This window comes from Paractinoplanes durhamensis (genome assembly GCF_016862175.1).
GTDB classification, from domain to species: Bacteria; Actinomycetota; Actinomycetes; order Mycobacteriales; family Micromonosporaceae; genus Actinoplanes; species Actinoplanes durhamensis.
In genome coordinates this window covers 37,173-62,842 of record NZ_BOML01000080.1, presented here as the reverse complement: position 1 = coordinate 62,842, position 25,670 = coordinate 37,173, and the positions used below count along the sequence as shown (strand labels likewise).

26 protein-coding genes are annotated in these 25,670 nt (G+C 71.6%); 12 read left to right on the top strand and 14 right to left on the bottom strand.

Translation table 11 applies throughout. From position 1 onward, the window contains the following. Positions 1–686: 686 nt before the first annotated feature. Positions 687–1,133, bottom strand: a complete 447-nt coding sequence (locus Adu01nite_RS43610) for an AAA family ATPase (protein WP_239133165.1) — start codon at positions 1,131–1,133, stop codon at positions 687–689. A gap of 146 nt (positions 1,134–1,279) precedes the next feature. Between Adu01nite_RS43610 and Adu01nite_RS43605 the strand changes: the two genes are divergently transcribed. Both Adu01nite_RS43605 and Adu01nite_RS43600 read left to right on the top strand, forming a co-directional pair. Then, positions 1,280–2,008 carry a hypothetical protein gene (locus tag Adu01nite_RS43605; RefSeq protein ID WP_203735267.1) on the top strand — a complete coding sequence of 243 codons (729 nt, stop codon included), beginning with the start codon at positions 1,280–1,282 and terminating at the stop codon, positions 2,006–2,008. 17 nt (positions 2,009–2,025) lie between these two features. Continuing rightward, a complete protein-coding gene (locus Adu01nite_RS43600; protein ID WP_203735266.1) occupies positions 2,026–2,217 on the top strand; it encodes a hypothetical protein in 192 nt (63 codons plus the stop codon). On the opposite strand, the gene Adu01nite_RS43595 is transcribed toward Adu01nite_RS43600, so the two are convergent. From Adu01nite_RS43595 to Adu01nite_RS43585, 3 genes are all read right to left on the bottom strand, one after another. Next, positions 2,131–2,745 (bottom strand): TetR/AcrR family transcriptional regulator, encoded by a 615-nt coding sequence (locus tag Adu01nite_RS43595; RefSeq protein ID WP_203735265.1) that lies wholly within the window; start codon positions 2,743–2,745, stop codon positions 2,131–2,133. The genes Adu01nite_RS43600 and Adu01nite_RS43595 overlap by 87 nt on opposite strands. A gap of 41 nt (positions 2,746–2,786) precedes the next feature. Next, positions 2,787–3,206, bottom strand: a complete 420-nt coding sequence (locus Adu01nite_RS43590) for a glycosyltransferase (RefSeq protein ID WP_203735264.1) — start codon at positions 3,204–3,206, stop codon at positions 2,787–2,789. 72 nt (positions 3,207–3,278) lie between these two features. Continuing rightward, complete coding sequence (locus Adu01nite_RS43585; protein WP_203735263.1) at positions 3,279–4,100, bottom strand: helix-turn-helix domain-containing protein; 822 nt, start codon at positions 4,098–4,100, stop codon at positions 3,279–3,281. A gap of 86 nt (positions 4,101–4,186) precedes the next feature. Here Adu01nite_RS43585 and Adu01nite_RS43580 point away from each other — a divergent pair, with 86 nt between their 5' ends. The 3 genes from Adu01nite_RS43580 (at position 4,187) to Adu01nite_RS43570 (ending at position 7,482) form a co-directional block, all read left to right on the top strand. Continuing rightward, positions 4,187–4,870, top strand: coding sequence for an SDR family NAD(P)-dependent oxidoreductase (locus Adu01nite_RS43580; RefSeq protein WP_203735262.1), 684 nt, complete (start codon positions 4,187–4,189; stop codon positions 4,868–4,870). 13 nt (positions 4,871–4,883) lie between these two features. Further along, positions 4,884–5,117, top strand: a complete 234-nt coding sequence (locus Adu01nite_RS43575; protein ID WP_239133164.1) for a hypothetical protein — start codon at positions 4,884–4,886, stop codon at positions 5,115–5,117. A gap of 127 nt (positions 5,118–5,244) precedes the next feature. Further along, positions 5,245–7,482 (top strand): exo-beta-d-1,3/1,6-glucosidase, encoded by a 2,238-nt coding sequence (locus Adu01nite_RS43570; protein WP_203735260.1) that lies wholly within the window; start codon positions 5,245–5,247, stop codon positions 7,480–7,482. Here Adu01nite_RS43570 and Adu01nite_RS43565 read toward each other — a convergent pair. Continuing rightward, on the bottom strand, positions 7,475–8,170 hold the full coding sequence (locus Adu01nite_RS43565) for a GNAT family N-acetyltransferase (protein ID WP_203735259.1): 696 nt from the start codon (positions 8,168–8,170) through the stop codon (positions 7,475–7,477). The genes Adu01nite_RS43570 and Adu01nite_RS43565 overlap by 8 nt on opposite strands. A 6-nt stretch (positions 8,171–8,176) precedes the next feature. Here Adu01nite_RS43565 and Adu01nite_RS43560 point away from each other — a divergent pair, with 6 nt between their 5' ends. The 3 genes from Adu01nite_RS43560 to Adu01nite_RS43550 all read left to right on the top strand — a co-directional run bounded on the left by Adu01nite_RS43560 (position 8,177) and on the right by Adu01nite_RS43550 (position 11,586). Continuing rightward, positions 8,177–8,884, top strand: a complete 708-nt coding sequence (locus Adu01nite_RS43560) for a SanA/YdcF family protein (protein ID WP_203735258.1) — start codon at positions 8,177–8,179, stop codon at positions 8,882–8,884. 68 nt (positions 8,885–8,952) lie between these two features. Continuing rightward, positions 8,953–10,272 (top strand): ATP-dependent 6-phosphofructokinase, encoded by a 1,320-nt coding sequence (locus tag Adu01nite_RS43555; protein ID WP_203735257.1) that lies wholly within the window; start codon positions 8,953–8,955, stop codon positions 10,270–10,272. A 576-nt stretch (positions 10,273–10,848) separates the two neighbouring features. Then, positions 10,849–11,586, top strand: a complete 738-nt coding sequence (locus tag Adu01nite_RS43550; protein ID WP_203735256.1) for a hypothetical protein — start codon at positions 10,849–10,851, stop codon at positions 11,584–11,586. Positions 11,587–11,747: 161 nt separating this feature from the next. On the opposite strand, the gene Adu01nite_RS43545 is transcribed toward Adu01nite_RS43550, so the two are convergent. Further along, positions 11,748–12,035 (bottom strand): hypothetical protein, encoded by a 288-nt coding sequence (locus Adu01nite_RS43545; RefSeq protein WP_203735255.1) that lies wholly within the window; start codon positions 12,033–12,035, stop codon positions 11,748–11,750. Between the two features lie 100 nt (positions 12,036–12,135). Between Adu01nite_RS43545 and Adu01nite_RS43540 the strand changes: the two genes are divergently transcribed. Together Adu01nite_RS43540 and Adu01nite_RS43535 are read left to right on the top strand one after the other, a co-directional pair. Beyond that, a complete protein-coding gene (locus Adu01nite_RS43540) occupies positions 12,136–13,488 on the top strand; it encodes a M20/M25/M40 family metallo-hydrolase (RefSeq protein WP_239133167.1) in 1,353 nt (450 codons plus the stop codon). Positions 13,489–13,531: 43 nt separating this feature from the next. After that, positions 13,532–14,599, top strand: coding sequence for a DUF3616 domain-containing protein (locus Adu01nite_RS43535; protein WP_203735253.1), 1,068 nt, complete (start codon positions 13,532–13,534; stop codon positions 14,597–14,599). A 32-nt stretch (positions 14,600–14,631) separates the two neighbouring features. On the opposite strand, the gene Adu01nite_RS43530 is transcribed toward Adu01nite_RS43535, so the two are convergent. Beyond that, the gene (locus Adu01nite_RS43530) at positions 14,632–16,488 is read right to left on the bottom strand and encodes an FtsX-like permease family protein (RefSeq protein ID WP_203735252.1); all 1,857 of its coding nucleotides are present in this window, start codon (positions 16,486–16,488) and stop codon (positions 14,632–14,634) included. Further along, positions 16,485–17,237 (bottom strand): ABC transporter ATP-binding protein, encoded by a 753-nt coding sequence (locus Adu01nite_RS43525; protein WP_239133162.1) that lies wholly within the window; start codon positions 17,235–17,237, stop codon positions 16,485–16,487. The genes Adu01nite_RS43530 and Adu01nite_RS43525 overlap by 4 nt, the downstream gene beginning before the upstream one ends. Positions 17,238–17,368: 131 nt before the next feature. Here Adu01nite_RS43525 and Adu01nite_RS43520 point away from each other — a divergent pair, with 131 nt between their 5' ends. Next, positions 17,369–17,818: a hypothetical protein gene (locus Adu01nite_RS43520; protein ID WP_203735251.1), complete on the top strand. Its 450-nt coding sequence runs from the start codon at positions 17,369–17,371 to the stop codon at positions 17,816–17,818. On the opposite strand, the gene Adu01nite_RS43515 is transcribed toward Adu01nite_RS43520, so the two are convergent. Next, on the bottom strand, positions 17,815–18,828 hold the full coding sequence (locus tag Adu01nite_RS43515; RefSeq protein WP_203735250.1) for an LLM class flavin-dependent oxidoreductase: 1,014 nt from the start codon (positions 18,826–18,828) through the stop codon (positions 17,815–17,817). The genes Adu01nite_RS43520 and Adu01nite_RS43515 overlap by 4 nt on opposite strands. Positions 18,829–19,141: 313 nt before the next feature. Next, positions 19,142–19,534, bottom strand: coding sequence for a hypothetical protein (locus Adu01nite_RS43510; protein WP_203735249.1), 393 nt, complete (start codon positions 19,532–19,534; stop codon positions 19,142–19,144). 139 nt (positions 19,535–19,673) lie between these two features. Between Adu01nite_RS43510 and Adu01nite_RS43505 the strand changes: the two genes are divergently transcribed. Further along, complete coding sequence (locus Adu01nite_RS43505) at positions 19,674–20,042, top strand: MerR family transcriptional regulator (RefSeq protein ID WP_203735248.1); 369 nt, start codon at positions 19,674–19,676, stop codon at positions 20,040–20,042. A gap of 31 nt (positions 20,043–20,073) precedes the next feature. Here Adu01nite_RS43505 and pheT read toward each other — a convergent pair whose 3' ends face one another. The 4 genes from pheT to Adu01nite_RS43485 form a co-directional block, all read right to left on the bottom strand. After that, positions 20,074–22,551 carry a phenylalanine--tRNA ligase subunit beta gene (pheT, locus tag Adu01nite_RS43500; RefSeq protein WP_203735247.1) on the bottom strand — a complete coding sequence of 826 codons (2,478 nt, stop codon included), beginning with the start codon at positions 22,549–22,551 and terminating at the stop codon, positions 20,074–20,076. 4 nt (positions 22,552–22,555) lie between these two features. Further along, positions 22,556–23,617 carry a phenylalanine--tRNA ligase subunit alpha gene (gene pheS / locus Adu01nite_RS43495; protein ID WP_203735270.1) on the bottom strand — a complete coding sequence of 354 codons (1,062 nt, stop codon included), beginning with the start codon at positions 23,615–23,617 and terminating at the stop codon, positions 22,556–22,558. 152 nt (positions 23,618–23,769) lie between these two features. Beyond that, entirely contained in the window at positions 23,770–24,762 is a 993-nt protein-coding gene (locus Adu01nite_RS43490; RefSeq protein WP_203735246.1) for an alcohol dehydrogenase catalytic domain-containing protein, read from the bottom strand. Then, positions 24,762–25,538 carry a TrmH family RNA methyltransferase gene (locus Adu01nite_RS43485; RefSeq protein ID WP_203735245.1) on the bottom strand — a complete coding sequence of 259 codons (777 nt, stop codon included), beginning with the start codon at positions 25,536–25,538 and terminating at the stop codon, positions 24,762–24,764. The genes Adu01nite_RS43490 and Adu01nite_RS43485 overlap by 1 nt, the downstream gene beginning before the upstream one ends. Positions 25,539–25,670: the final 132 nt, after the last annotated feature.

Sequence of the window (25,670 nt, the reverse complement as noted above, 5' to 3'; positions counted from 1 at the left end):
CCAAGCCCGCGCCTGCACACCCGGCCGAGCACACGCGCAAGCCCACGCCCAAGGCCCAGCCAACACGCCCGGCCGAGCCCGCACGCCCGGCCGAGCACAGGCCCATGGACGAGCCCGCACCTCGGATCGCGGAACCGCCGACAGCAACTGACCCACGACAACAGCGTCACTGCGGCCGGCGCTTGGCCACGACACACGCCGGAAGCACATCACCGCAGCGCAAGAGATTACCGCGGGAAATTTCCGGCATTGTTTGCTGCCGCCGAGTCAACCGGCGGCAGCCCTCCGGGAGGCAGCTATTTCACCCGCCTTGAGAAATGGAGCGGCGGCAATAGCCCCCTGGGTAGCATCACAGGGGTCGCGAATAACAATTCGCGACGGCAGCTGGCGCGCCTTTCCCGGGCGCCGCACATCTGGTTTCGAGGCGCTGGTCGCTCTTTCCGGGCATGGCCTTGCCATTGGCGTCACGATGACCAGGCCGAACGCCAGGTGCTTGCGGCAGCCATCCTTCAGGTCGGCGACGGGTCCGCTCCGGCCGTCGTCATCTCTTGGCGGTGGCCGGAAGCCAACGCGGACAGCGGGCGGAGGCTCGCCGCCAACGTTCTCGGCAGGTCCGAGCGCCGCCAACTCCCCGGCCGCGTGGTGGCCGACCGTCACGTGCGTCTCGAAGTCCCCCGATATCTCGATCACGCGGGCGAGCCTAGATCCTCGATCTCGTCGGCGAGGGCGGCGACCGGGCGGGTCCCGTCCAGTTCGTGCGTCGCGCCCCGGCGTAACCGCGGTTCCACGGTTCGCTGGAACTCGGCGATCTCGGCTCGCTGCGCCTCGGTCCGGCCGTACGGATTGCCGGGCCGGTTCGTCACTCGTTCGAGCAGGACGTCCAGGGGTGCGCTCAGCAGCACGACGTGGTCGAAGCGGTCGTAGAAGCGGCCCTGGTTCTCGACCGTGCCCGAGACGATCACGTCGGCCGTCCCGGCCAGCAGCGCCGTCATCCGGGTCTCGTCCCAGGTCCCGTCGGGCCGCACCCACCCGCCGTAGTCGGTGTCCACCGTCCGGTGCCCGCGTCGCTCCAACTCGGCGAGGATCGTGCTCTTGCCCGCCCCGGACATCCCCGTCACCAGAATCTTGGCCATCGACCTGCGCCTTTGCGTAGCCGGCCGCGGGGAAACCCGTCGGCCATGTGGGCGTCATCCGCGTATCGGAATGACTTAACGGATGGCGGATTGCGCTGGCCGCCAGGCCGATACTTCGTACGTCATCGTGTTTCTACCGTGTCGCCGTGGGGTTCACGATCAAGCCGGCGCCGGGCGCTCGCGCCCGGACGGCGCCGAGCGGCGAACCCGTGCTGCCCTCGGCCGGCGCGCTCCTGCGCATTCTGCACCGGTATCGCGCGGAGTTCCCGCCCGCCGAGCGGCCCGTCGCCCCCGCGCCGGCGCTGCCGGACCGGGTGGCCATCTATCGGTACTTCGAGCAGGAGGCGCTGGCCGGCGTCGGCCGCTTCCGGTGGTACGAGCGGGACGCGGCCCGGCTGCAGGCCGGAGCGTGGTGCGAGGCCGAGGTGTCCCGGCGGTGGTTCCTGGCCCAGGAGCGGCAGGTCCACCAGCAGCAGGAGCTCGACCGGAAATGGCACCTGCTGATCGGCAACGACCCGGAGACGGTCAGGCAGGCCCTGGCCGCGGCGTTCGAGGACATCGAGGCGGCCGCGTGCGCCGTCGTCCGCGTCAAGGGTGCCGAGGTCACGCTGACCGTGACGATCCCGCCGGTCTCGGCGGCGATCCCCGGCGACGTCTACCGGCAGTTCGTGCACGGCCAGGCGCTCGTCGCGCTGCGCACGGCGTTCGCGGCCGCGCCCGGCCTGGCCGCCGCCCGGGTGACGGTGCTGAGCAACGACCCCCTGGCCTCTTTCTCGGTCACCCGCCAGGCCCTCGATCAGATCCGCTGGCACGCCGCGGACGCCACCGACATCGTCGACGCGGTGGCCCGCAGAAAAGGCGAGAAGCTCACCTGAACCCTGGAGTGATCCGCGTGGACGACGACCTGCGCGCCGCCGTGGACGGTCTCACCCGGCTGGACAGCGTGACCGGAATCTGGGAGCTGGTCGACGCCCGTGTTCGCGCGGGCGATGCGGGCTCAGTCGCCGAGTTCGGCAACGCGCTGCTGGCCACACTGCTCGGCCTCGGCCTGGAGTCCGTGCTCGCCGCCGCCGACACCGACTAGAGCGAGGACCAGGCGGGCGATCTCCGGCCCGGGCGGATCGCTGACGAAGCCGGTCAGCCGGTGCAGGATCAGGCCCTCGCAGGCGGCCAGCAATGTCGGGGCGACGGCACCCGACGCGCCCAGTGCCTGCAACGACGAGGACAACCAATCGGTGAGCAGGCGGCGGTCGGCGTTCAGCTGCGCCAGCAGGGCCGGCTCGACCACGCCCTGCACGAAGATGACGTAGCGGGCCACCGTGCGCACCCGGCCCGGCCCGGCCGCGCTCTCGACGAAGGCGGCCAGCATCCCGGCCAGCTCGTCGAGGGTGCCGGGCGGGACGAGCGTCCGGAAGTCCACGGCGTCGAGTTCGCGCAGCCGGGCGATCGCCGCCTCGATCAGGGTGGCCCGGGTGCGGCAGTAGTTGGAGGTCGAGCCGGCGGGCAGGCCCGCGGTCGCGTCGACGCGGGCGTGGCTCAGCGCGTGGATGCCGCCGGTGCCGAGCACCTCCAGCGCCGCGTCGGCGATGCGGACGGCGGTGGCGGGTGGCACGCCGCCAGCCTATATCTGCCGGATCCGGGCGACCGCCTCGCTCAGGCCGTCCTCCAGCACCAGCCGGCGGGACACCTCCTCGGCGGCGGGCCGGCCCGCAGCGCCGCGGCCGTGGTGCCGGCGCCGCCGTGGTGCACGACCACCGACACGCGCGGGAACAGCAGCGCGTGCGGCTCGTCGTCGACCACCAGGACGTCCGGCCCCTCGGCCGACAGGTTCGCCGCCCCCCGTTGAACGACGACCCGCCGGCCGAGCCCCGCCACCACCGCGCCGGAAAAAGACATGCTGCCGAATCCGACGAACACTGGTGGTTCGCCGTCGGCGAGAAACTGTTCAAGAGGCGGGGAGAGCCTGCCGCCGGCAAGGGGCCACCAGTAACCGGTCAACGGCCGATACGCGGGCCGGTCCAGCGGCACCGCAACGACCGACGGACTGATGCCGTACAGCGCCGCATAGGGCACGACGTCGCCCTCGTTCCGACCGTCACGATCACCACGCGGGCCACGGCGGCCACGCTACTACGATCGTAGTAGTCAGATCAACGCCTGGTCCCCGACCACCGCGAGCAGGGCGAGGCGGCTCTCGCTCGCCGAGCCGGGCTGCGCGGTGTACGCCACGATGCGCAGGTCCGAGCAGGGCACCGAGAGCACATCGCAGTCGAGGTAGAGCGAGCCCACCACCGGGTGCTCGATGGTCTTGCAGGACGACTCGTGCACCCCGGCCCGCCCGGAGTCCCACAGCTCGGCGAAGCGGGAGCTCTCCGCGCGCAGGTCGGTGATCAGCTCGCGCAGCCCCCGGTCGGCCGGGTAGCGGGCGGACGCGGTGAGCAGGTCACCGACCATCGCCGACTCGAACGACGCGGCCTGCTCGGGCGTGTGCCGGACCCGCTCGAAACCGCCACCGACGAAGTACTGCCGGATGACGTTGCGGTCGGACGGGTCACCGAAGAGCGCGCGATACAGATCGTTAGCGGTCACCAAGTTCCAGGCGGCGTCGTGCACGCTCACCGGCGTACCGGACATCCGGTCGAGCAGGCGCTGAACGCCCGGGGTGAGGTGCGCGGAGACCGTACCCGGCGAAGGAAGCGCAAGCCCCGCCAAGCGGAAGAGAAGGTCGCGGGAGCAGCTGTCCAGCCGCAGCGCCCGGGCCAGCGCTTCCACCACCTGCGCCGAAGGCGCGGTCGCCCGGCCCTGCTCCAGCCGGACGATGTAGTCGACCGAGATGCCGGCGAGCAGGCCCAGCTCCTCCCGGCGCAGACCGGGCGCGCGACGGCGACCGCCGGGTGGCAGACCGACCTCGGCCGGGGTGATCCGTTCCCGCCACGTGCGCATCGTGCGTCCGAACTCCGCCGTCATCCTTCCAGTGTGGCGCGGCGCCGGCGAGACAGCCTGGTACCGGCAGTACCTGCTGTTTCCGCCGAAACCGGACCAACCTGGTGAGCATGACGACGACATTGATCACCGGGGCGAACAAGGGTCTGGGCTTCGAGACGGCGCGGCAGTTGATCGCGGCCGGGCACGAGGTGTGGATGGGCAGCCGCGACGCGGAAAAGGGCAAAGCGGCGGCGAACGAACTCGGCGGGCGTTTTGTCCAGCTGGACGTGACCGACGACGAGTCGGTGCGCGCCGCCGCCGAGACGATCGGCCACCTCGACGTGCTGGTCAACAACGCGGGCATCGCCGGCAGCATCGGCCCGGTCGGCGACGTGACCCCGGCGGACCTGCGCGCGGTCTACGAGACGAACACGTTCGGCCCGGTCCGGGTCACCCACACTTTCCTGCCTTTGCTGGAAAAATCAGAAAAAGCGGTTTTGGTGTACGTGTCGAGCGGGCTCGGTTCCGCCGGTCGCATCCTGGACCCGGCCACTGTGGAGTTCCACGTCCCGACCCTCGCCTACGGATCGGCCAAGGCGGCCCTGAACATGATCACGCTGCACTACGCCAAGACGTACCCGAACATGCGGGTGAACTGCGTGGATCCCGGCTACACGGCCACCGATCTGAACGGCTTCCAGGGCCCGCAGACCATCGCCGAGGGCGCCGAGATCATCGTCCGCATGGCGCAGGTCACCGAAGACGGCCCGACCGGCACGTTCGTCGATCGCAACGGCACCGTCCCGTGGTGATATGACTGACCGCATGACAGACAAGTCGATCATCAGTCTCCGGGAGGCCGCGGCCGCCTACGCCGAGGCCGTGCGGACCACCCAGCGCTTCTTCGACCGTCTGGAGGACGCCGGGGACCCGTCGGCCCTGGTGGAGTACGCCACGTTGGTGGAGCGGGAGAAGGAAGCCGAGCAGGCCCGACTGGAGGCCATCGAGGCGGCCGGCTTCGAGGTGCCGAGCATCGACGAGAGCGACCCGGACAACTGACACAGATAACTGAGTGAACAGTTCCGGAACCATAACGGGGTGCCGGAACCGGTTCCGTCCTGGAAGACTGCCGGTTGTTAGCGTTCCACTGACCGTGCCACCGCGGTCGTGACGACCGGAGGCACGAGTGCCCGCTGATTTCCCGTACCGGGATCCAGCCCTGCCCGTCAACGAGCGGGTCGACGACCTGCTCGCTCGGATGACCTTGCCGGAGAAGGTCGGGCAGATGCTCCAGCTGGACGCTCGCAACGATGTGAAGGAGATCGTCAGCGAGAAGCTGGCCGGCTCGATCCTGCACACGTCGCCGGCGAAGATGCTGGAGGCGATCGACCTGGTCGCCAAGACCCGGCTGCAGATCCCGCTGCTCACCGCGGAGGACTGCATCCACGGCCACTCCTTCTGGCCGGGTGCCACCATCTTCCCGACGCAGCTCGCGATGGCGGCGACCTGGGACCCCGAGCTCGTCGAACGGGTCGCCCGGGTCACCGCCGTCGAGGTCGCCGCGACCGGCATCCACCAGACCTTCTCCCCGGTCCTGTGCATCGCCCGCGACCTGCGCTGGGGCCGCACCGACGAGACGTTCGGCGAGGACCCGTTCCTGATCGGCGAGCTCGGCACCGCGATGGTCCGCGGCTACCAGGGCGGCGGGCTGTCCGACCCGACCGGGATCCTGGCCACCGCCAAGCACTTCGCCGGTTACTCCGAGACGCAGGGCGGCCGGGACGCCAGCGAGGCCGACATCAGCCCGCGCAAGCTGCGCTCCTGGTTCCTGCCGCCGTTCGAGCGGGTGGCCCGGGAAGGCTGCCAGGTCTTCATGCTCGGCTACCAGTCGATGGACGGCGTGCCGATCACCGCGAATCGGTGGCTGCTCAACGACGTACTCAAAGAGGAATGGGGTTTCACCGGGACCCTGGTCACCGACTGGGACAACGTCGGCCGGATGGTCTGGGAGCAGAAGGTCTGCGCCGACTACGCCGAGGCGGCCGCGCTGGCCGTGCGGGCGGGAAATGACCTGGTCATGACGACGCCCGGGTTCTTCGAGGGCGCGCAGGAGGCGATCGAGCGCGGCCTGCTCTCCGAGGAGGAGATCGACGCCGCGGTCCGCCGGATCCTGCGCCTGAAGTTCTCGATGGGCCTGTTCGAGAACCCGCGCGCGCCCGACCCGGCCCGCCAGCGCGAGGTGATCGGCGTCGCCGCCCATCAAGACCTCAACCTGGAGATCGCCCGCCGGTCCCTGGTCCTTCTGCGCAACGGCGACGGCGTGCTGCCGCTCGACCCGACCAAGGACTTCAAGCGGATCGCGATCATCGGCCCGAACGCCGACGACGTGTCCGCGCAGCTCGGCGACTGGGCCGGCGACTCCGGCCAGGTCGACTGGATGCCCGACGGCCACCCGCGGGAGATGACCGAGACGGTGCTCGACGGCTTCCGCGCGGTCACCCCCGACCGCTGGGACATCACCCACGCCCGCGGCGCCGACATCGAACGCCTGGTGCCCGACCCGGAGGGCGCGACCTATCCGGACGGCCAGCCGCGGCCGCCGATCTCGCAGGGCGCCCCGGTCGACGACCACCTCATCGACCTGGCGAGGGCCGAGGCGATCCGCGCGGACTACGCGGTGGTCGTGGTCGGCGACACGGTCAACCTGACCGGCGAGCACAAGTCGACCGCGACGCTGGAGCTGCAGGGCGGCCAGATCGCGCTGCTCGACGCGATCGCCGCGACCAAGACCCCGATGATCGTGGTGCTGCTCAACTCGAAGCCGTGCGTGCTGCCCGATTCGGCGCTGAACGCGGCGGCGGTCATCCAGGCGTTCAACCCGGGCATGCGCGGCGGCCGGGCGATCGCCGAGCTGATCCTCGGCCTGATCGAGCCGACCGGCCGGATGCCGCTGTCGGTGCCGCGGCACGTCGGCCAGCAGCCGGTCTACTACAACCAGCTCCGCGGCCAGCACGGCACCCGCTACGCCGACCTCACCCAGGACCCGCTGTTCGTCTTCGGCGAGGGCCTGTCGTATGCGCCGGTCACCTACGACGACCTGTCGGTCTCGGTCGCGGACGACGAGGTCACAGCGGTGGTCACGCTGACCAACACGGGGTCACGGCCGTCCTTCGAGACCATTCAGGTGTACGTCAGTGACCTGGTCACCAGCGTCACCTGGGCGGTCCGCGAGCTGAAGGCCTACCGGCAGGTCGCCGTGCCGGCCGGCGCGACGATCACCACCGAGGTCACGCTGCCCACATCGGCCTGTTCGCTGGTCACCGCGGACGGCCGGCGCGTGGTGGAGCCAGGCGACTTCGAACTTCAGGTCGGCCGCTCGTCGCGCGACCGCGACCTGCTCAAGGCCGGCTTCCGGATCAGCTGACGGCGCGGGCGGCGGCCAGCGGCCGAAGATCAAAACCGAGTTTGCGGAACGCCGTGACCGCCGCGGCGTTCCCGTAGTCGGCGAGCAGCGCGACCCTGGTCCGCCCACAGATCAGCTCGTTGGTGACGTAGGCGCAGACCGCCTGGGCGAGCCCCCGCCCACGGACGTCGGGCCGGGTGGTGACCCCGGCCAGGAATCCGACGGCCGGGGTCGTCCAGGCGTCGGCGACCACGGCCAGCAACCGGCCGTCGTCACCCTGCAGCCCGGCCCAGCGGGACACGCCGTTGCCGCCCGGCCGGGCGTACGACTCCGGGAAGTGATCGTCGAGCAGCGCCGCCACATCCGGCAGCTCGTCGTCGAACAGCCACCGGCCGGCGATCTTCCGGTCCACCGGCACGGTCACGTCCATCCAGGCGAACCGGCCGGCCACCACCAGCTCCGGCAGCCGGGCCACCACGTCGACGACCAGATCCTCGCCGCCGAACGGCCGGTAGGTCGGGCCGACATCCGGCAGCACCTCGTCGCGCAGCAGGGCGGCCACCGCGGCGGACTCGCCGTGGATGGCGAGCCGGTCCCGCCGGCACAGGTCGGCGCAGGCCACCACCATCGCGCCGGGCCTTATCCAGAAACGCGCCCCCGGCTGCTCAGCGGCCCACAGCAGCAGAGGGTCGTCGATTTCTTCGGCCATCGGAACATGTTGACACGATCTGGCATCGTCATCCGAGTGCCGCTCCCGTATCTGCTCTACCGTTTGACCCGCCGTTTGGTCACGGTGGGTGCATTGGCGGCGTTTTTGGGCATATTTGTTCTGGTTTCGTCGTCGCTCTGGGTGAGCCGCGGCGCCGCCGGGCGGGTCTACGACGAGGCGTCGGTGCCGGCCGCGCCGGTGGCCCTGGTGCTCGGCGCCGAGGTCTACCCGGGCGGCACCCCCTCGCCGTTCCTGGCCGCCCGCCTCGACATCGCTCGCCGGTTGCTGCAGGCCGGCAAGGTGCGGGCGATCCTGGTCTCCGGCGACCACAGCCGCTGGGAGTACGACGAGCCCGGCGCGATGCAGGTCTACCTCGTCGCCCGCGGCGTACCGGCCGCGCAGGTGGTGCTCGACTACGCCGGCTTCGACACCTACGACTCGTGTGCGCGGGCGCATCGCATCTTCGGCGTCGACAAGGCCATCGTGGTCACCCAGAGCTACCACGTCGCCCGGGCCGTCACGCTCTGCCGCCACCTCGGCATCGATGCGACCGGGGTCGGCGACGACACCGTCCGGATCTACACCGGACCGTGGCGCAACTCGGTGATCCGCGAGCGGGGCGCGGTCGTCAAGGCCGCGTACGACATGCTCTCGCACCGCGACCCGGTCTTCCTCGGCCGCCACGAAACCGGGATCGAGCGCGCTCTCAGCTGAGCCTCCGGCCCCGGCTTCGCTCCGCAGGCGCGCCTTTTTCTGAAACGTTCAGGGCCTACAGTGCCGCCATGGACGCGGCTGACCTGCGGGTGCGGACGCTCGGGGAGGGCCGGATCGGCTCGCCGCTGGGCGGCCTGGTCACCCGGCGCGGCACGACCGAGCACTACGTCGACGAGACGGACCGGGTGCTGTTCGACGACACCCTGGCCCTGCTGGCCGCCCGCGACGGCGAGCCACCGTCGTTCGAGCCGGGCGGGCCGCGCCGGCAGATCTACTTCGACCCGTCCAAGATCCGGGTCGGCATCGTCACCTGCGGCGGCCTGTGCCCCGGCCTCAACGACGTGATCCGCGGCCTGGTGCTCGAGCTGACCTCGCACTACGGGGTGCGGCGGATCGTCGGCTTCCGCAACGGCTACCGCGGCATGGTCGCCCGGCACGGCCACGACGTGGTCGAACTGACCCCGGCCGGCGTCGACCACATCAACGAGCACGGCGGCACGATCCTCGGCACGTCCCGCGGCAACCAGGACCCGGCCGAGATCGTCGACTGCCTCGAGCAGCTCGGCATCAACATCCTGTTCGTGATCGGCGGCGACGGCTCGATGCGCGGCGCCCAGCGGATCGCCGCGGAGATCTCGTCGCGGGACCGCCGGATCGCGGTGGTCGGCGTGCCGAAGACCATCGACAACGACATCCCGTTCATCGGCCACAGCTTCGGCTTCCAGACCGCCTTCGGCAAGGCCACCGAGTCGATCCGGGCCGCGCACACCGAGGCGACCGCGCAGCCCGGCGGCATCGGCCTGGTGCAGCTCATGGGCCGGCACTCCGGTTTCATCGCCTGCTACGCGGCGCTGGCCAACAACGACGCCGACTACGTGCTGATCCCCGAGGTGCCGGTGGACGTGGAGGCGTTCCTGCCGCACCTGCGGCGGCGGGTCCGCGAGCGCGGCCATGCCCTGGTGGTGGTGGCCGAGGGCGCCGGCCAGGAGTATCTGACCGCGGTCGGCACGGATGCCTCCGGCAACCAGCGGCTCGGCGACTTCGGCGTCCACCTGCGCCGCCGCATCCTCGACGACTTCGCCGCGGCCGGCGAGGAGGCAAACCTGAAATACATCGACCCGAGCTACGTGATCCGCAGCGTGCCCGCCAATCCATACGACAGCGTCTACTGCCTGCGCCTGGCCCAGGCGGCCGTGCACGCCGCGATGGCCGGCCGCACCGAGATGGTCGTCGGCACATGGCGCAACCGTTTCGTACACGTCCCGATCCCGGTAGCGGTGGCCACCCGCAACCAGGTCGACCCCGACGGCGACCTGTGGATGTCGGTCCTGGAGGCAACCGGCCAGCCGGTGACGTTCACCGCCGACGTGGCCCAGCAGGCCGCCTGACCTGAGAGCGCGCCAAACAACCTTCGACCCACGCCGAGCCGACCGCGCCCGGCTCCGGCTCTCGCCCCGGTTCTCGCTCCGGCTCCCGCTCCCGCTGCGCTCAGGCTCTGACTCCGGCTTCAGCTCCGGCTCTGACTCCGGCTCCGACTCCCGCTCCGGGTCCGGGTCCGGCTCCGACTCCCGCTCCGGCTCCGACTCCGACTCCGGCTCCGACTCCGGCTCCCGCTCCGGGTCCGACTCCCGCTCCGGGTCCGACTCCGGGTCCGACTCCGGCTCCGACTCCGGCTCCCGCTCCGGGTCCGACTCCGACTCTGACTCCGGCTCCCGCAGCGGCAGCGGCAGCGGCAGCGGCAGGGTTGAGCTGTGCCTGGTCACCCGCTGGGTGACGTATACGACATGTCAGATTTACTCGACCTCGTCAAGGTCCGGCCGATGACATGCCCATGATCAAGCACCCCTCACAGAGCCGTCCGGGCCGATTCATAGGTCTTTCATAGGCGCATACTCATCGGCATCCCAGCTCCATCGTCGATGCTCGAACCCATCAGCGCCGCACTCCCTCGACCGGAGCCCCCGATGAGCGACCAGACCCCCAGACCCGACGACGCCGCAGCCCACCAGCCCGCCCCCGGCTCGGGCGCCCAGCAAACGCCTGCGCAGCCAACGCCCGCGCGGTCGGCCGACGAGCCGACCGCCGAACAGCCCATCGCCGCGCAACCGGCCGCCACGGCACCGACGGCCGAGCAGCCCGCCGTCGCGCAGTCGGCGCCCGACCAGCCCACCACGCCGGCGTCAGCCGAGCAGCCCATCGCGCCGGCGTCAGCCGAGCAGCCAGCCGCGCAACCAGCGGCCGAGCAGGTGCCTGCACCGGCATCGGCTGAGCAGGCCGCCGCGCAACCGGCCGCCGCCTGGCAGCCGCCGCCCGGATGGCAGCCTCCCCCGGGCTGGCAGCCGCCGCCGGGCTCGCAGCCGCCGCCGGGCTGGCGACCCGGGCCGGCGAACGGACTTCGCTCCCGGCGGGTGCCGCTGCTGGCCGCGGCCGGCGCGCTGGTCGTGGGCCTGGTGCTGGGCGCATGTGGCGTCGGCGCGGCGGTAGCCGTCTTCGACGGCCACGGCGACCGGGGCAACCACGGCTTCCAGCACGGCCCGCGCGGCGGCATGGCCGGGCCGGACGGCAACCGCCAGGGCCGCAACGGCGACCGCTCCCACGGCGGCCAGCGCAACAACCGCGACCAGGCCCCCAACCCGGTCAACCCCGCAAACCCGGCAAACCCGCCGACCCCCGCCACCCCGGAGCCAAGCGCCACGTCCTGACTGCACCAGCCGCCCGGCTGCCGGCATGGCATGGCTCCGGCGCGGCCCGGCTCGGCCCGGCGCGGCCCGGCGGGAGTCGCCCGGGCCACGCGACAGCGGGCGCCCGCACCGCATCCCTGCTGCTGCGCGCCGAGTCGTCTGCCGGGTGTCGTGGTCTGGGGTCAGCGGATGTCGCGGATCACGGCGGCGAGCAGGCCGAGGGCGAGTAGCAGGGTGACTGCTCCGACGCGTACCCAAGGAATGCTTTTGATCTTGGGGGTTAGGGCTATCGACAGGCTGGTCGGGATGGCCAGGGCGAACAGCGCCGAGAAGAGGACCAGGAGGGCTCGCTCGTCGGCGTGCGGGTTCTCGGTCCAGTTGGGCCAGTTGCGGACGCCGACCACCAGGAACAGGAGCAGCGACAACGTGGTCAGCGGGAGGGCCGGTCGCCAGCGCCCAAGATCCGTCACCGGGCCACTGTGCCACACCGCAACATATCGATGATTGTGGACATGTTGCGGCGGGCGGACGAGAGTGGTCGGCATGGCCAAGTCGAGTCGGCGTACCTTCATGGCAGTGTCCGCGGTAGCCGTTACGGCCGGGCTGGCCGGGCCCGGGGAAGCGGCGGCGAGTGTGCGCAAGCCGCACGTTGATCCGCAGCTGCGGGCGATGTTGCGGGAGATCGATCCGGAGCGGATCGAGGCGATCATCCGGCGGCTGGTGGCGTTCGGCACCCGGCACACGCTGTCCGCGCAGGACGATCCGGTGCGTGGCATCGGCGCCGCCCGCGACTGGATCGCGAGCGAGTTCGAGCGATACGCGGCCGAGTCCGGCGGGCGGATGACGGTTGCGCTGGACTCGTTCATCCAGCCGGTCTCCTCGCGCATTCCGGTGCCGACCCGGATCACCAACGTCGTGGCCACGCTGCGCGGCAGCGTCACGCCCGAGCGGGTGTACGTGGTGACCGGCCACTACGACTCGCGGGTGACCGACGTGCTGGACGCGACCAGCGACGCACCGGGCGCCGACGACGACGCGTCGGGGGTCGCCGTCGTGCTGGAGCTGGCCCGGGTGATGGCGACCCGCTCCCCCGAGGCGACGATCGTGTTCGCCGCGGTGGCCGCCGAGGAGCAGGGCCTCTACGGCTCCGACCACCTGGCTCAGACCTTCAAGGACCAGGGCGTTCAGGTGTACGGCATGTTCAGCAACGACATCGTCGGCACCGGTGACGCGCACGACGGCACCGCCAACGATCCCCGCACGGTCCGCCTGTTCGTCGAGGGCGTGCCGACCGCCGAGACGGCCGCCGAGGCCAACGTGCGCCGCAGCGTCGGCGGCGAGAACGACGGCCCGTCGCGGCAGCTGGGCCGGTTCGTGCACGAGGTGGCGTCGACGCCGGAGACCGGCATGCGGGTGCGGCAGATCTGGCGGCGGGACCGCTACCTGCGCGGCAGCGACCACATCTCGTTCCTGCTGCGCGGCTACCCGGCGGCCCGTTTCACCGAGCCCCGGGAGAATTTCGCCCACGAGCACCAGGACGTGCGGGTGGTCGACGGCGTCCAGTACGGCGATCTGATCGAGTTCTGCGACTTCGGCTACATCGCCCGGGTGGCCCGGGTGAACGCGGCCGCCCTCTGGTCGCTGGCCCAGGCCCCGGGCACCCCGAGGGGCGTGGTGATCGACACGACCCAGCTCACCAACGAGACCACCCTGCGCTGGCAGCCGAACCCCGAACCCGACCTGACCGGCTACGAGTTGCTCTGGCGCGAGACGACCGCCCCCGACTGGACCCACACCCTGGACGTCGGCTCGGTCACCACGGCCACGGTCGACCTCTCCAAGGACAACGTCTTCTTCGGCGTACGGGCGGTGGACCGCGACGGCAACCGCAGCCCGGTGGCCGCCCCTCAGCCGTCCAGCTGACAAACCTGCTGCCAGGTGTGCGTGGCGGTGACACGATGGCGCCATGACGGTCGACTACACGGTTCGGCTGCGGTTCGGGGAGACATCTCGGGACGCGGCCACGCACACCAACCTCTCCGCGGTCCGGCTCGACGGGCCCGTGCTCTGGATCGCGGGTGATGAGACCGCGACCGTGGAGCGGCTGCTCGCCGACGACCCGGCGAAGGCGGCCGAGTTCGGTCAGGAGACGTCGTTCCGGCTCGGTGACCTCGTCGACCTGCCCGGCGAGGACGCCGACGAGGAGGCCGACGTCGAAGGGCTGGCCCGCAGCGGGCCGTTCCTGTGGGCGGTCGGGTCGCACAGTCTGCGCCGCAAGCAGATCAAGGAGCGGCACGAGGGCGACAAGGCCCTGAAGCGGCTCGCCCGGATCGAGGGGCAGGACAACCGGCAGATCCTGGTGCGGGTGCCGATCGCCGACGTCGACGGGCTGCCCACGCCGGTGCGCGAGACGGTGATCGACGGGAAGCCGCATCGGGCGGCGGCGCTGAGCCGCCGGGACAACCTGCGGTCGCTGCTGCGCGACGACGAGCACCTCGGGCCGTTCCTGCCGATCCCGGGCAAGGACAACGGGCTCGACATCGAGGGGATCGCGGTCCGCGGCGACCGGGTCTACCTGGGGTTGCGGGGGCCGGTGCTGCGCGGGTGGGCGTTCGTGCTGGAGCTCCGGCCGTACGTGGACGACAGCGACCCGGACCGGCTGCGGCTGCGCGACTTCGACGACGACCTGCCCTACCGCAAGCACGTCCTCGACCTGGACGGGCTGGGCGTGCGCGATCTCTGCCCGGACGGCGACGACCTGCTGATCCTGGCCGGCCCGACGATGGACCTGGACGGGCCGGTGCGGATCTACCGCTGGCACGGCGCGGCCCGGCTCGACACCCCGCAGATCGTCCGCGACGACCTGATCACCCGCGAGCTGGATCTGACCTTCGGCGAGGGCGACGACCACGCCGAAGGCCTGAGCATGCTGGGCACCGACCGGGTCCTGGTGGTCTACGACAGCCCGGCCCGGGCTCGCCTCACCGACGACGGCTCGGTGATCGCCGACGTGGTGCTGCTCCCGGGCCGCTGAGCCGCGCTCGGCCGTGCGGCGTGCGCCGGCCGTTACTCGCGGGCGGCCAGCTGGGTGATCGGGGCCGGCCTGGTCGCCGACCATGAGGTGATCAGGCTGGTCGTGCCGGTCACGATCAGGGCGACCGCGCACACCGCGCCGATCAGCGTCCACGGCAGCGACACGGTCGTGCTGCCGGTGACCGCGGACGTGGTGCGGGCCGCCGCGATCAGCGCCCCGGCCGCGGCCACCCCGCCGAGCAGGACGCCGGCCACGGTGACCGCGGACGACTCGACCAGGGCCGCCCGCAGCACCTGGCCGCGGGTGAGGCCGCCGACCCGGGCCGCCGCGAACTCCCGCCGCCGGGCCGCCGCCCCGATCACGATCGAGTTGACCACGCCGATCAGCGCGTAGAGCCCACCCAGGCCCATCACCGCCACCATGATCTTGTTGTTGACGTCGGATCGGCTGGCCGCGTCGTCGCGCAGCCACGTGCCGGCGTCGGCGACCGTGCCGATCCGGCCGAGCGCCGCCCGCACCTGGTCGGCGGAAGCGCCCGGCGCGAGGGTGACGAACGACTGGGCCGGTGCGTCCGCCAGCAACCCGGCCGGCACCAGGCCGGGCGGCAGCAGCAGGTTGGCGCCGCCGCTGATGGTGCTCGGCACCGCCGCCACCACCGGCACCGCGCCGAGGTCGAGATCCGGCAGGGTGACGTTGACCGTTCCGCTCGACGGCACGTCGCCGCCGGGGCCCGCGGCCACCGCCCGGCCCTGCAGCGCGGTCAGGCCGCCGTCCACGGAATGCGCCCGGGCATACGCGGCCGGGTCGATGACCAGCGCCGACACCGCCTCCGAGTCCTCGCCGGCGACGATGGTGGCGGGCACCGACAGCTCGGTGGAGGCGGACGCCACCCCGGGCACCGCGGCGACCGCCGCGCCGACCGGTCCGGTCGCGGTGACCACCAGGTCGGCCCGGGTCTGCCGCTTCAGCTCGTCGATCCCGGAGTCGGTGAACGACGCACCGGCCGCCGCCGTGCCCACGACCAGCGCGACCAGCACGATCAGCGGGGCCGCCACCGACGCGCTGCGCCGCCGGGCGTCCCACAGGTTGGCCCGGGCCAGCACCCCGATCACGCCGCTGCCGGTGGGCAGCAAGCGGCCGAGCAGCGGCACGAACAGCGGGCTGAGCGCGGCCGCCGCGACCGCCGCCGGCAGCGGAACGTTCATGGCCATCGCCGCCCCGCCACCCGGTCCGCCGACCGGCGCCACGATGATCAACGCCAGCGCGCCGCCCGTGAAGATCAGCCCGGCGATCCACCGGGTCGCGGTCATCACCCGGGCCGCCGCCCCGGTGTCCCGCAACGCTTCCAGGGGCTGCACCCGCGCCGCGCGCCGGGCCGCGACCATGGCTCCGGCGACGGCAAGGACGATGCCCGTACCGAAGGAAACTCCGAGAATCCACATCCGCCACCGGCCCTCGAAGCCCGCCGGCACGAACCCCAGGTGGCGCATGAGCGCCGCCTGCGCCGCCATCACGAGCAGGCCGACCGGCACGCCGGCGGCCGCGCCCAGCGCGCCGAGCAGCAGCGCCTCGCGCAGCAGGCGCCGCTGCACCTGACCGCGGCCGGCGCCGACGAGGCGCAGCAGGGCGAAGTCGCGGCGCCGCTGGGCGACGGTGAACGCGAACGTGGAGCTGATGATGAAGCCGGCCAGGAACACCGCCATGCCGAGGATGATCCCGAGCATGCTGACGGCGGCGGTGACGTTGTCGGCGAACTCCATCCGCGCCGCCGCGCCGAGGCCGGGCGGCGGGTCGAGGGTGGCCGCCGTGATCAGCAACAGCAGCGAGGACTGGACCAGCGCCACGCCGAGCGTGACCGAGAGCAGCGAGCCGGCGAACAGCGCGATCATGGCCCGACCTCCAGCGCGGTAAGACGGGCGGCGACCTGGCCGGCACTCGCGCCGGCCAGCCGGTCGACCACCCGCCCGTCGCGCAGGAAGATCACCGCGTCGGCGCGGGCGGCGGCGAGCGGATCGTGGGTGACCATCACGATGCTCTGCCCGTTCGACGCCATCTGCCGCATCATGTCGAGGACCACGGCGGCCGACGTCGAGTCGAGCGCGCCGGTCGGTTCGTCGGCGAAGAGCACGTCGGGCCGGGTCACCATGGCGCGGGCCAGCGCGACGCGCTGCTGCTGGCCGCCGGACAGTTCGCGCGGCCGGTGCCGGGCACGGTCGGCGAGCCCGACCGAGGCGAGGGTGTCCCGCACGACGGCGGCCGACGGGCGCTGGCCGGCCAGGCGCAGCGGGAGTGCGACGTTCTGCGCGGCGGTCATCGAGCCGATCAGGTTGAAGCTCTGGAAGACAAAGCCGATCCGGGTACGCCGTAGCTCGGTCAGGGTGCGGTCGCGCGCGGCGGTGAGGTCGGTGTCGCCGAGGAGGACCTGGCCCTCGTCGACGCGTTCGAGGCCGGCCGCGCAGTGCAGCAGCGTCGATTTGCCGGAGCCGGACGGGCCCATCACGGCCGTCCAGGCGCCCCGGGGGAACGCGAGAGTCACGTTGTCGACGGCCCGGACCGCGGCGTTGCCACGGCCGTAGGACCGGCTGATCCCGCGCAGCGTCACCGCCGCGTCTTCCCTGGTCATGATGGTTGTCGTCATGGCAAAAACGCTATGCGGGCGAGCGATGGATGTCGCTGCGGCTGGCGTCCGTCCCGGGGTAGGGCTACCTATACCTCGGCTGAGTAGCCTGACTCAGGCGGCGGCCCCGCAGCGTCCATAGGGTTCCTGCCATGGCGAAAAAACGTGGATGGCCGTGGGTGGTCGGGGCGGTCGTGGTGCTCGCGCTGAGCGCGGCCGGAGCTCTTGCGGTGGTACGGGATCCGTTGCTGCTCCCGGGCGACCACGAGGTGGCCGTCTATGGGCTGGACGAGCAGGTCACCACCGAGGTCGACCAGCGGCCGGGCCTGCTGGGCCGGGCGCTCGGCATGTGCGACGCGGACAGCTACTACGTCGAGCACGACGGCAAGAAGATGTGCCTGGTCCTCAACGGACCGCTCGGCGACGTGCACGCCCACCGCAAGAACGGCACGGTGACGGTGTCCGCGAGCGACGTCAGCAAGCTGAAGGGCGTGGACCTGCAGGGCGCCACCACCCTGGTGCTGATGGCCGGAAAGCCGGCCGCCCTGGTCCCGATCACCCAGATGCAGGAGGGGCAGACCCTCACGGTGCCGGCCCTCTAGGCCGGCGGTTTCCAGCCGAGCGCCGGGCCCAGCTTGGTGGCGCTGTCGGTGAGGATCTGCACGTAGTCGTCGTGCTCGAAGCTGAACGGCAGCGCGAACGCGACCTCGTCGACCGCACGGAACCCGGCATGCGCGCGCAGCCGCTCGGCGATCTGCTCGGAGCTGCCCACGTAGTCGATCGAGAAGAGCATCCGCGCCGGTCCCTGTGGGGCGGCGGTACGGGGGGTGCGCTTCTCGGCGTACGCAAGATATCGGGCCTTTTGATCGGCGGTCGCCGAATCGGTGGGAATGACCACCAGGCCCTGCGAGACCCGGGCCCGCTCCCCGTCGGGGTGGTGGGCCCGGAACGCGCGGATGTGCGACAGCTGGATCTCGGCGAAGTCCTCGGCCTCCTCGGCCTTGACGACGCTGCTGGTCAGGAAGTTCATCCGGTGCTCGCCGGCCCACTGCGCCGAACGGAGGCTGGCCCCGCCGTACCACAACCGGCTGCCCAGCCCGGCCGCGTGCGGCTCGACCCGGTGGGAGAAGACCTCGAAACCCTCGGTGCCGGCGAAATCGGTGGCGGGCTCCCCGCGGACGAAGGACAGCAGTCGCTCGACCCGGGCGTAGCTGAAATCCTCGTGGTCAGCCGTGTCCGGATAGAGGGCCGGCTTGACCTTCTCGTACTGCATCGGCGGGCCCACACTGACACCCGGATTGAGCCGCCCGCCCGACAGGATGTCGACGGTGGCCAGATCCTCGGCGAGGCGCAGCGGATTTTCCCAGCCCAGCGGGATGACGGCGGTGCCCAGATCGATGCGGGAGGTGCGCTGGGAGGCGGCGGCCAGCACCGCGACCGGCGAGGAGATGCCGTACTGCAGGTGGCGGTGGCGCACCCAGGCACTGTCGAAGCCGAGGTCCTCCCCCAGCTTGATGATCTCCAGAGTCGATTCGTGACCGGCCCGGGGATTGTCCCCATCGAACAGCCCGATGGTCAGAAAGCCGAGCTTGCGCAGTGGTTCGTCCCGCATACGATCCAGAATGTCACGAGATCACCGTTAGCCTGAAGATATGTTGATCACGATCGTGGCCGACTACGGCGTCGGCGATCTCGCCTTTCGCCGAGGTGCGCCGACGGTTCGCCGCGCCCCTGCCGCACGCCGAGGTCGTCGAGGTCCCGGTGCCCAGGTTCGACACCGCCGGCGCCGGCTTCTGCGTGGCTCAGCTCGCCTTCGGCGAAGGGCCAGAAGACCGCTTGTGTACGCGAACGCAGCGCCCCGAAGCGACGAAACCAACGCGCGCACCGACACCGCCGGCGAGCCCCTGGCCGCCTGCCGCCTGCCGTCAGGTGTGCTGGTGGTGGGCGTAGCCGCCGGCCACACCATGTCGTTCCTGACAGGTCCGGGTTTGCATCGGACCCCGAGAGGCCAAGGCGGTCGTCAGCGACGGCGTCTTCGCGGTCGACGGCGCAACGATCTCCCAGTAAGGGTTGCCGCTTTCCGCGCTGCCGTCGGTCATGTAGTGCAACAACCACAGATCGAACAATCGATCGGCCTCGGTATCTCCGGTGCCGGGCAGCGCGGCGGCGGCGTCCAGGTATTCGGCCACTCTCGGATACTCCGCGTCGAGGCGCCGCTCGTCGCCGAGCAACCCGGCCAACTGCGCACGCCGCTCCGGCGAGAGGACCAGTGAAGTCATGCCCTGATCCTGCCCGAATGCACGCGCGGCGAGCGACATGCCACCTCAGTGGCGATCCGGCCGCATGATCCGTGGTCATCTGGCCGCATGATCCGTGGTCATCTGGCCGCTACTTTTGTTGGCATCTGGCCGCTGGTGCGGGCGGCGCTGCCGAGGGACTCGACGTAGCCTGACCGGCATGCCCACCTATACCCCCGGACAGGTTGTCGAGAAGACCGGGTTCAGTCTCGACACGCTTCGCTACTACGAGAAGATCGGGCTGCTCGAAGATGTGCCTCGCACGTCGGGTGGGCGGCGGCAATATCGCGATGATGACGTGGGCTGGCTGGAGATGTTGCGCTGTCTTCGGGACACCGGCATGCCGATCGCCCGGATGCTCGAGTTTGCCGAGCTCAGCCGGGATGAGGAGTCGATTCCGGACCGGATCGCGCTGCTCGAGGAGCACGACCGGGACGTCGAGGAGCGGATCGACTCGCTGCTTCGGCAGCGGGAGCACATCCGCGGGAAGATCTCCTACTACCGGTCGGTCACCACCGACTCGCAGTAACGAACCTGCGGGCCGGTGGTGACCAGACCGGTCAGGCTCCGCGCAGGGTCGCCCCGAAGCGGGCGGCCGCCGCGGCGACCGCGGCGTCCCGGGCCGCCAGGGCCTCCTCCGAGGTGAGGGTGCGGTCGGGCGCGCGGAAGGTCAGCTTGTAGGCGAGGGAGCGCTTGCCCTCGCCGAGCTGGTCCGACTCGTACACGTCGAACAGCGCCACCGACTCCAGCAGCTCGCCCGCGCCCTCGGCCAGCGCCGCCTCGACCTCGGCGGCCGGGACCGAACGGTCCAGCTCCAGCGCCACGTCGATCAGGGCCGGCGGGAACGACGTGATCCGGATGCCCTGCACGACCGGAGCAGCGGGAATCGCGGTCAGGTCCAGCTCCATCGCGCAGGTGCGCTTGGGCAGGTCCAGGGCGCTGACCACGGCCGGGTGCAGCTCGCCGGCGTAGCCCAGGATCTGGCCGTCCACCGCGATCGACGCGCACCGGCCGGGGTGCCAGGGCGCGTGCGACGCCGCGGCGACGGTGACCCGGGAGTCCGCGATGCCGGCGGCCGACAGCGTGATCCTGGCGGCTTCGAGAGCGTCCGCCCAGATCGCGGCGCGGCCGGGGCCCCACCAGCCGGACGGGGCGATGTCGCCGGTCAGCACGACCGCGAGGTGCCACGGCTGGGCCGGCACGAACAGGTTCGCGGTCGCCCAGTCGGCGTCGTTGGGGCGCCGGTCGACGCCCATCGCCGGGGGCGGGGTGTCGGAGCGGCCCGGCAGGAACACCGTGCCGATCTCGTAGAGCGCCAGGTCGCGCCGGCCCCGGCTCAGGTTCCGCTTGAGGGTGCCGAGCAGCGGCGCCAGCAACGACGTACGCAGCAAAGGCTCTTCTTCGGACAGCGGGTTGGTCAGCCGGACCGCGCTGCGCCGCTGGTCGTCCTCGGGATAGCCGAGCGCGTCGGCGAGCCCGGGCGCGACGAACGGGTAGGTCCAGACCTCGATGTAACCGTTCTCGGCCAGCGCCCGGCCGACCGAACGGCGCCGGCGCTGCGCGGCGGTGATGCCGGACCCGCCCCGGGCCGGCGGCAGCACGCTGGGGATGTTGTTGTAGCCGCCGAGCCGGGCGACCTCCTCGACCAGGTCGATCGGGGCGACGAGATCCGGGCGCCAGGCCGGCGGGGTGACCTCGAGCGGCTCGGTGCCGGTGACCGTGCAGCCGATCCGGGTGAGCGACTCGACCACCGCGGAGGCCGGGTAGGGGATGCCGATCCGCTGCCCGGGCAGGGCCGGGTCGAGCAGGATCGGGCCGGGATGGACCCGGTGGTCGATGTCGAGGACCCGCTCGTCGACGGTGCCGCCGGCGTGCGTGGTGAGGATCTGCACGGCGCGCTCGAGGGCGGCCAGGGTCAGGCTCGGGTCGACGCCCCGCTCCCAGCGCTTCGCGGCCTCGCTGAACAGCTTGTGCCGGCGGGCGGTGCGACCCACCATGACCGGGTCCCAGTGCGCGGCCTCGAGCAGCACGTCGACGGTGTCGGCCTGCCATTCGCTGGTCTCGCCGCCCATCACCGCGGCGAGCGAGATCGGGCCGGTGTCGTCGCAGATCACCATGTCCTCGGCGTCGAGCACGCGGGCCACGCCGTCCAGGGTGGTGAGCTTCTCCCCCGGCCGGCTGCGCCGGACCACCAGCGAGCCGGCGATCCGGTTGAGGTCGAACACGTGCATCGGCTGGCCGAGTTCGAGCATCAGGTAGTTGGTGATGTCGACCGGCAGCGAGATGGTGCGGATGCCGGCCGCGACGAGGCGCCGCTGCATCCAGTCGGGTGACGGCGCGGACGGGTCGATGCCCCGCACCACCCGGGCGGTGAAGCGGTCACAGCCGACGGTGTCCTCGACGGACACCACGAACGGAACATCGGTGGTCCCGCTGGGTGCGTCAATTTCAGCCGGATCTGTGTACGCGGCGTCGAAGGCGTACGACAACTCGCGTGCCAGGCCGCGCAGGCTCATCTCGTAGCCGCGGTCGGGGGTGATCTCCACATCGACCACGACGTCGTCGAGCCCGACCGCCGGCCGTGCGTCCACCCCGGGCGTCGCCGACCCGGCCGGCAGCACGATGATGCCCGAGTGGTCGCCGGACAGACCGAGCTCGGCGGCCGAACAGATCATGCCGTTGGAGTTGCGGCCGTACGTCTTGCGGGCCCCGATCTTGAATCCACCCGGCAGTTCGCCGCCGGGGAGAATGACCACGACGAGGTCGTCGACGGCGAAGTTCCGGGCACCGCAGACGATCTCCTGCGGCGCACCCTTGCCGACGTCCACCGTGCAGAACCGGATCGGCTTCTTGAAGCCGGTCAGCTCCTCGATGGTCAGCACCTTGCCGACGACCAGCTCACCCTGCACGGTGGCGCCCTGGTCGACGATCGACTCGACCTCCATGCCGAGGTTGGTCAGCGCGTCGTCGAGCTCGTCCACCGAGAGGGCGGAGGGCAGCTCGACATAGTCCCGCAGCCAGGACAGCGACGTCTTCATCGCCTCAGACCTCCATGCCGAAGTTGACGGTGAAGCGGGTGTCGCCCTCGACGAGGTCGCGCATGTCGCCGACGCCGTTGCGGAACATCAGGGTGCGGTCCACGCCCATCCCGAACGCGAAGCCGGAATACCGATCCGGGTCGATGCCGCAGGCCACCAGCACCCGCGGGTTGACCATGCCGCAGCCACCCCACTCGACCCAGCGCGGCCCGTCCCGGTGCTGGGCGAACCACACGTCGAACTCGGCGGACGGCTCGGTGAACGGGAAGTAGTGCGGCCGCCAGCGGGTGCGCGCGTCCGGCCCGAACATCGCCTTGGCGAAGTGGTCGAGGGTGCCGCGCAGGTGGGCCATGGTGATGCCCTCGTCGACGACCAGGCCTTCGATCTGGTGGAAGACCGGGCTGTGGGTGGCGTCCAGCTCGTCGGAGCGGTAGACCCGGCCCGGGCAGACCACGTAGATCGGCGGCTGCCGGGTGAGCATGGTGCGCACCTGGCCGGGCGACGTGTGGGTGCGCATCACCAGGCCGGGCAGGTCCACGTAGAACGTGTCCATCGAGCCGCGGACCGGGTTGTCCGGGCCGATGTTGAGCGCGTCGAAGTTGGCCCACTCGAGCTCCAGCTCGGGACCCTCCACCACGTCGTAGCCCATGCCGGCGAACAGGTCGCCCATGTGCTCCTGCAGGGTGGTCAGCGGGTGCCGGGCACCGCGCGGGCGGCGGTCCCACGGCAGGGTGACGTCGACCCGCTCCTCGACCAGCACGCGGTCGGCCCGTTCGAGCTCCAGCTCGGCGAAGCGGGCGTCGAACGCACCCTGGACGGCCTGGCGGGCCTCGTTGACCCGCTTGCCGGCGTCGGACTTCGCGGCCGGCGGCAGCGAGCCGATCTCCCGGCGGGCGAGCGAAATCGGCGAGCGGTCCCCGAGATGGGCCGGCTTCAGCGCGCCGAGCGCATCCAGATCGGACGCGGCACCGAACGCCTGCTGAGCGGCTGAAACAGCTTCGCCGAGCGAGTCAGGCGACAACAGGGCAGCCTGCTTCGGGTCGTATGGATCATTGCGGTACGACATAATCTCCCTCACACCGGAAATGCCATCGGGCAGTCTACGGAGCAGCGGCTGAGCCGCAGCCCGCCGGTCAGGGAGTGAACGCGCGGAGAGTCAGACCCGGCGCCCGCGACCAGCGGGCCGGATAAACAGCTTCATCGGACCTGACACGTGCGTCAGCATACCGCCACGACGATCCCGCCCGCGTGCGCCACCGCCGAGTCCATCGCCATCAGGGCGGTTCCGGCCTCGGCCAGCGGGATGGTCGAGCCGACCAGGCGCCGCGGGTTGAGCTTGCCGGACACCACCAGGTCGAGCATGGCCGGGTAGTCGACCGCGGCCATCCCGTGCGAGCCGAGGATCTCCAGCTCGTGCGCGACGACCAGGTCCCACGGCAGCGGCGCCCGCGCGTCGCCGCCGAGCATCAGCCCGACCTGCACGTGCCGGCCACCGCGGCGCAGGCTGCGCACCGAGGCCATCGCGGTGTCGGCCGAGCCGTACGCGTCGATCGCCACGTCCGCCTCGCCGAGGACCTCGGTCTTGGCCACCGCACCGAGGTCGACCGCGGCGGCGCGGGCAGCCGGCGACGGATCCACCGCGAGCACTCGCGCACCCAGAGCAACGGCGATCATCACCGCGGACAGGCCGACGCCGCCGCAGCCGTAGACCGCGACGGTCGCGCCCGGCCGGAGCGGCCCGCGCAGGGCCCGGAACGCGGTCGCGAAACGGCAGCCGAGCGCGGCCGCCCCGACGAAGTCGATCTCGTCGGGCAGCCGGACCAGGTTGGTCTCCGCCGCCCGCACCGCGACCCGCTCGGCGAACGACCCCGGATGGGTGAATCCGGGCTGCGTCTGGGCCGGGCACACCTGCGCGTTGCCGGACCGGCAGTAGTCACAGAGCCCGCACCCGTTGACGAACGGCACGGTGACCCGGTCACCCACCGCGAAGCCGGTGACGTCACTGCCGAGTGCGGCGATCACCCCGGCGAACTCGTGGCCGGGAACGTTCGGCAGCGGCACCGGGTCGTGCCCGCGCCACGCGTGCCAGTCGGACCGGCACACGCCGGTCGCTCGGACCTCGACGATCGCGCCGTCGGCCGGCAGCGCCGGCTCGGGGATCTGGCGCAGCACGACCGGGGCACCGACGGCGTCGTAGACCAGGGCGCGCATCAGCGGTGCGCCCGGGCCGACGCGTACAGGCAGACGGCGGCCGCGGCCGCCAGGTTCAGGCTCTCCGCACCGCCGTAGATCGGCACCCGGACCTGCCGGTCGGCCGCCTCCAGCAGATCCTTCGGCAGGCCGTGCGCCTCCGACCCGAAGATCCACGCGGTCGGCGCGGCGAGCGCCCCCTCGTCCAGCAGCGAATCGAGATCATCCGCGCCGTACCCGCTGGTCGCGAGCGTCTGCAGGCCGTAGTCGCGCAGTTCGTCGACGAGGTCGAGCCCGGTGCGCACCACATCGACGTGGAACAGCGAGCCGGCCGACGCCCGGACACATTTGCCGTTGTAGGGGTCGACCGCGTCGCCCGCGAAGATCACCGCGTCGGCGCCGGCGGCGTCGGCCGTGCGCAGCACGGTGCCGGCGTTCCCCGGATCCCGGATCTCGGCCACCACCGCCACCAGCCGTGGCCGCTTGGCGAGCGCCGCACTGAGCGTGACGTCCATCTGCTCGCACACCGCGACGATCCCCTGCGGCTGCACCGTCTCGGTGAGCGCCTCGATCGCGTCCTCGTCGACCGCCGAGGCCGACGGCGCGAGCAGCGCGAGGTCACCGTGCCGGTTCAGCGCGGCGTCGGTGCCGAACAGCTCGACCACCACCCCCGCGGCGAGCGCTTCGCGCACCGCCTGCGGCCCTTCGGCCAGAAATCGCCCGGTCTGATCGCGATCCCTACGGCGCTGCAGGCGCCGGGCCGCAACAATTCGGGGGGTACGCGTCGTGAAAGTCATCAAGAGCAACGCCGATCGTTCCGGGCCCTTCGCGCGCAAAGCAGGTCGCCCTGCCTGCTTTTGCGTGCGGACGGCAAGACGCCCCCCGACGTGATCGGAGGGCGTCCAGCGGTACTACGAGAACTGCGAAAA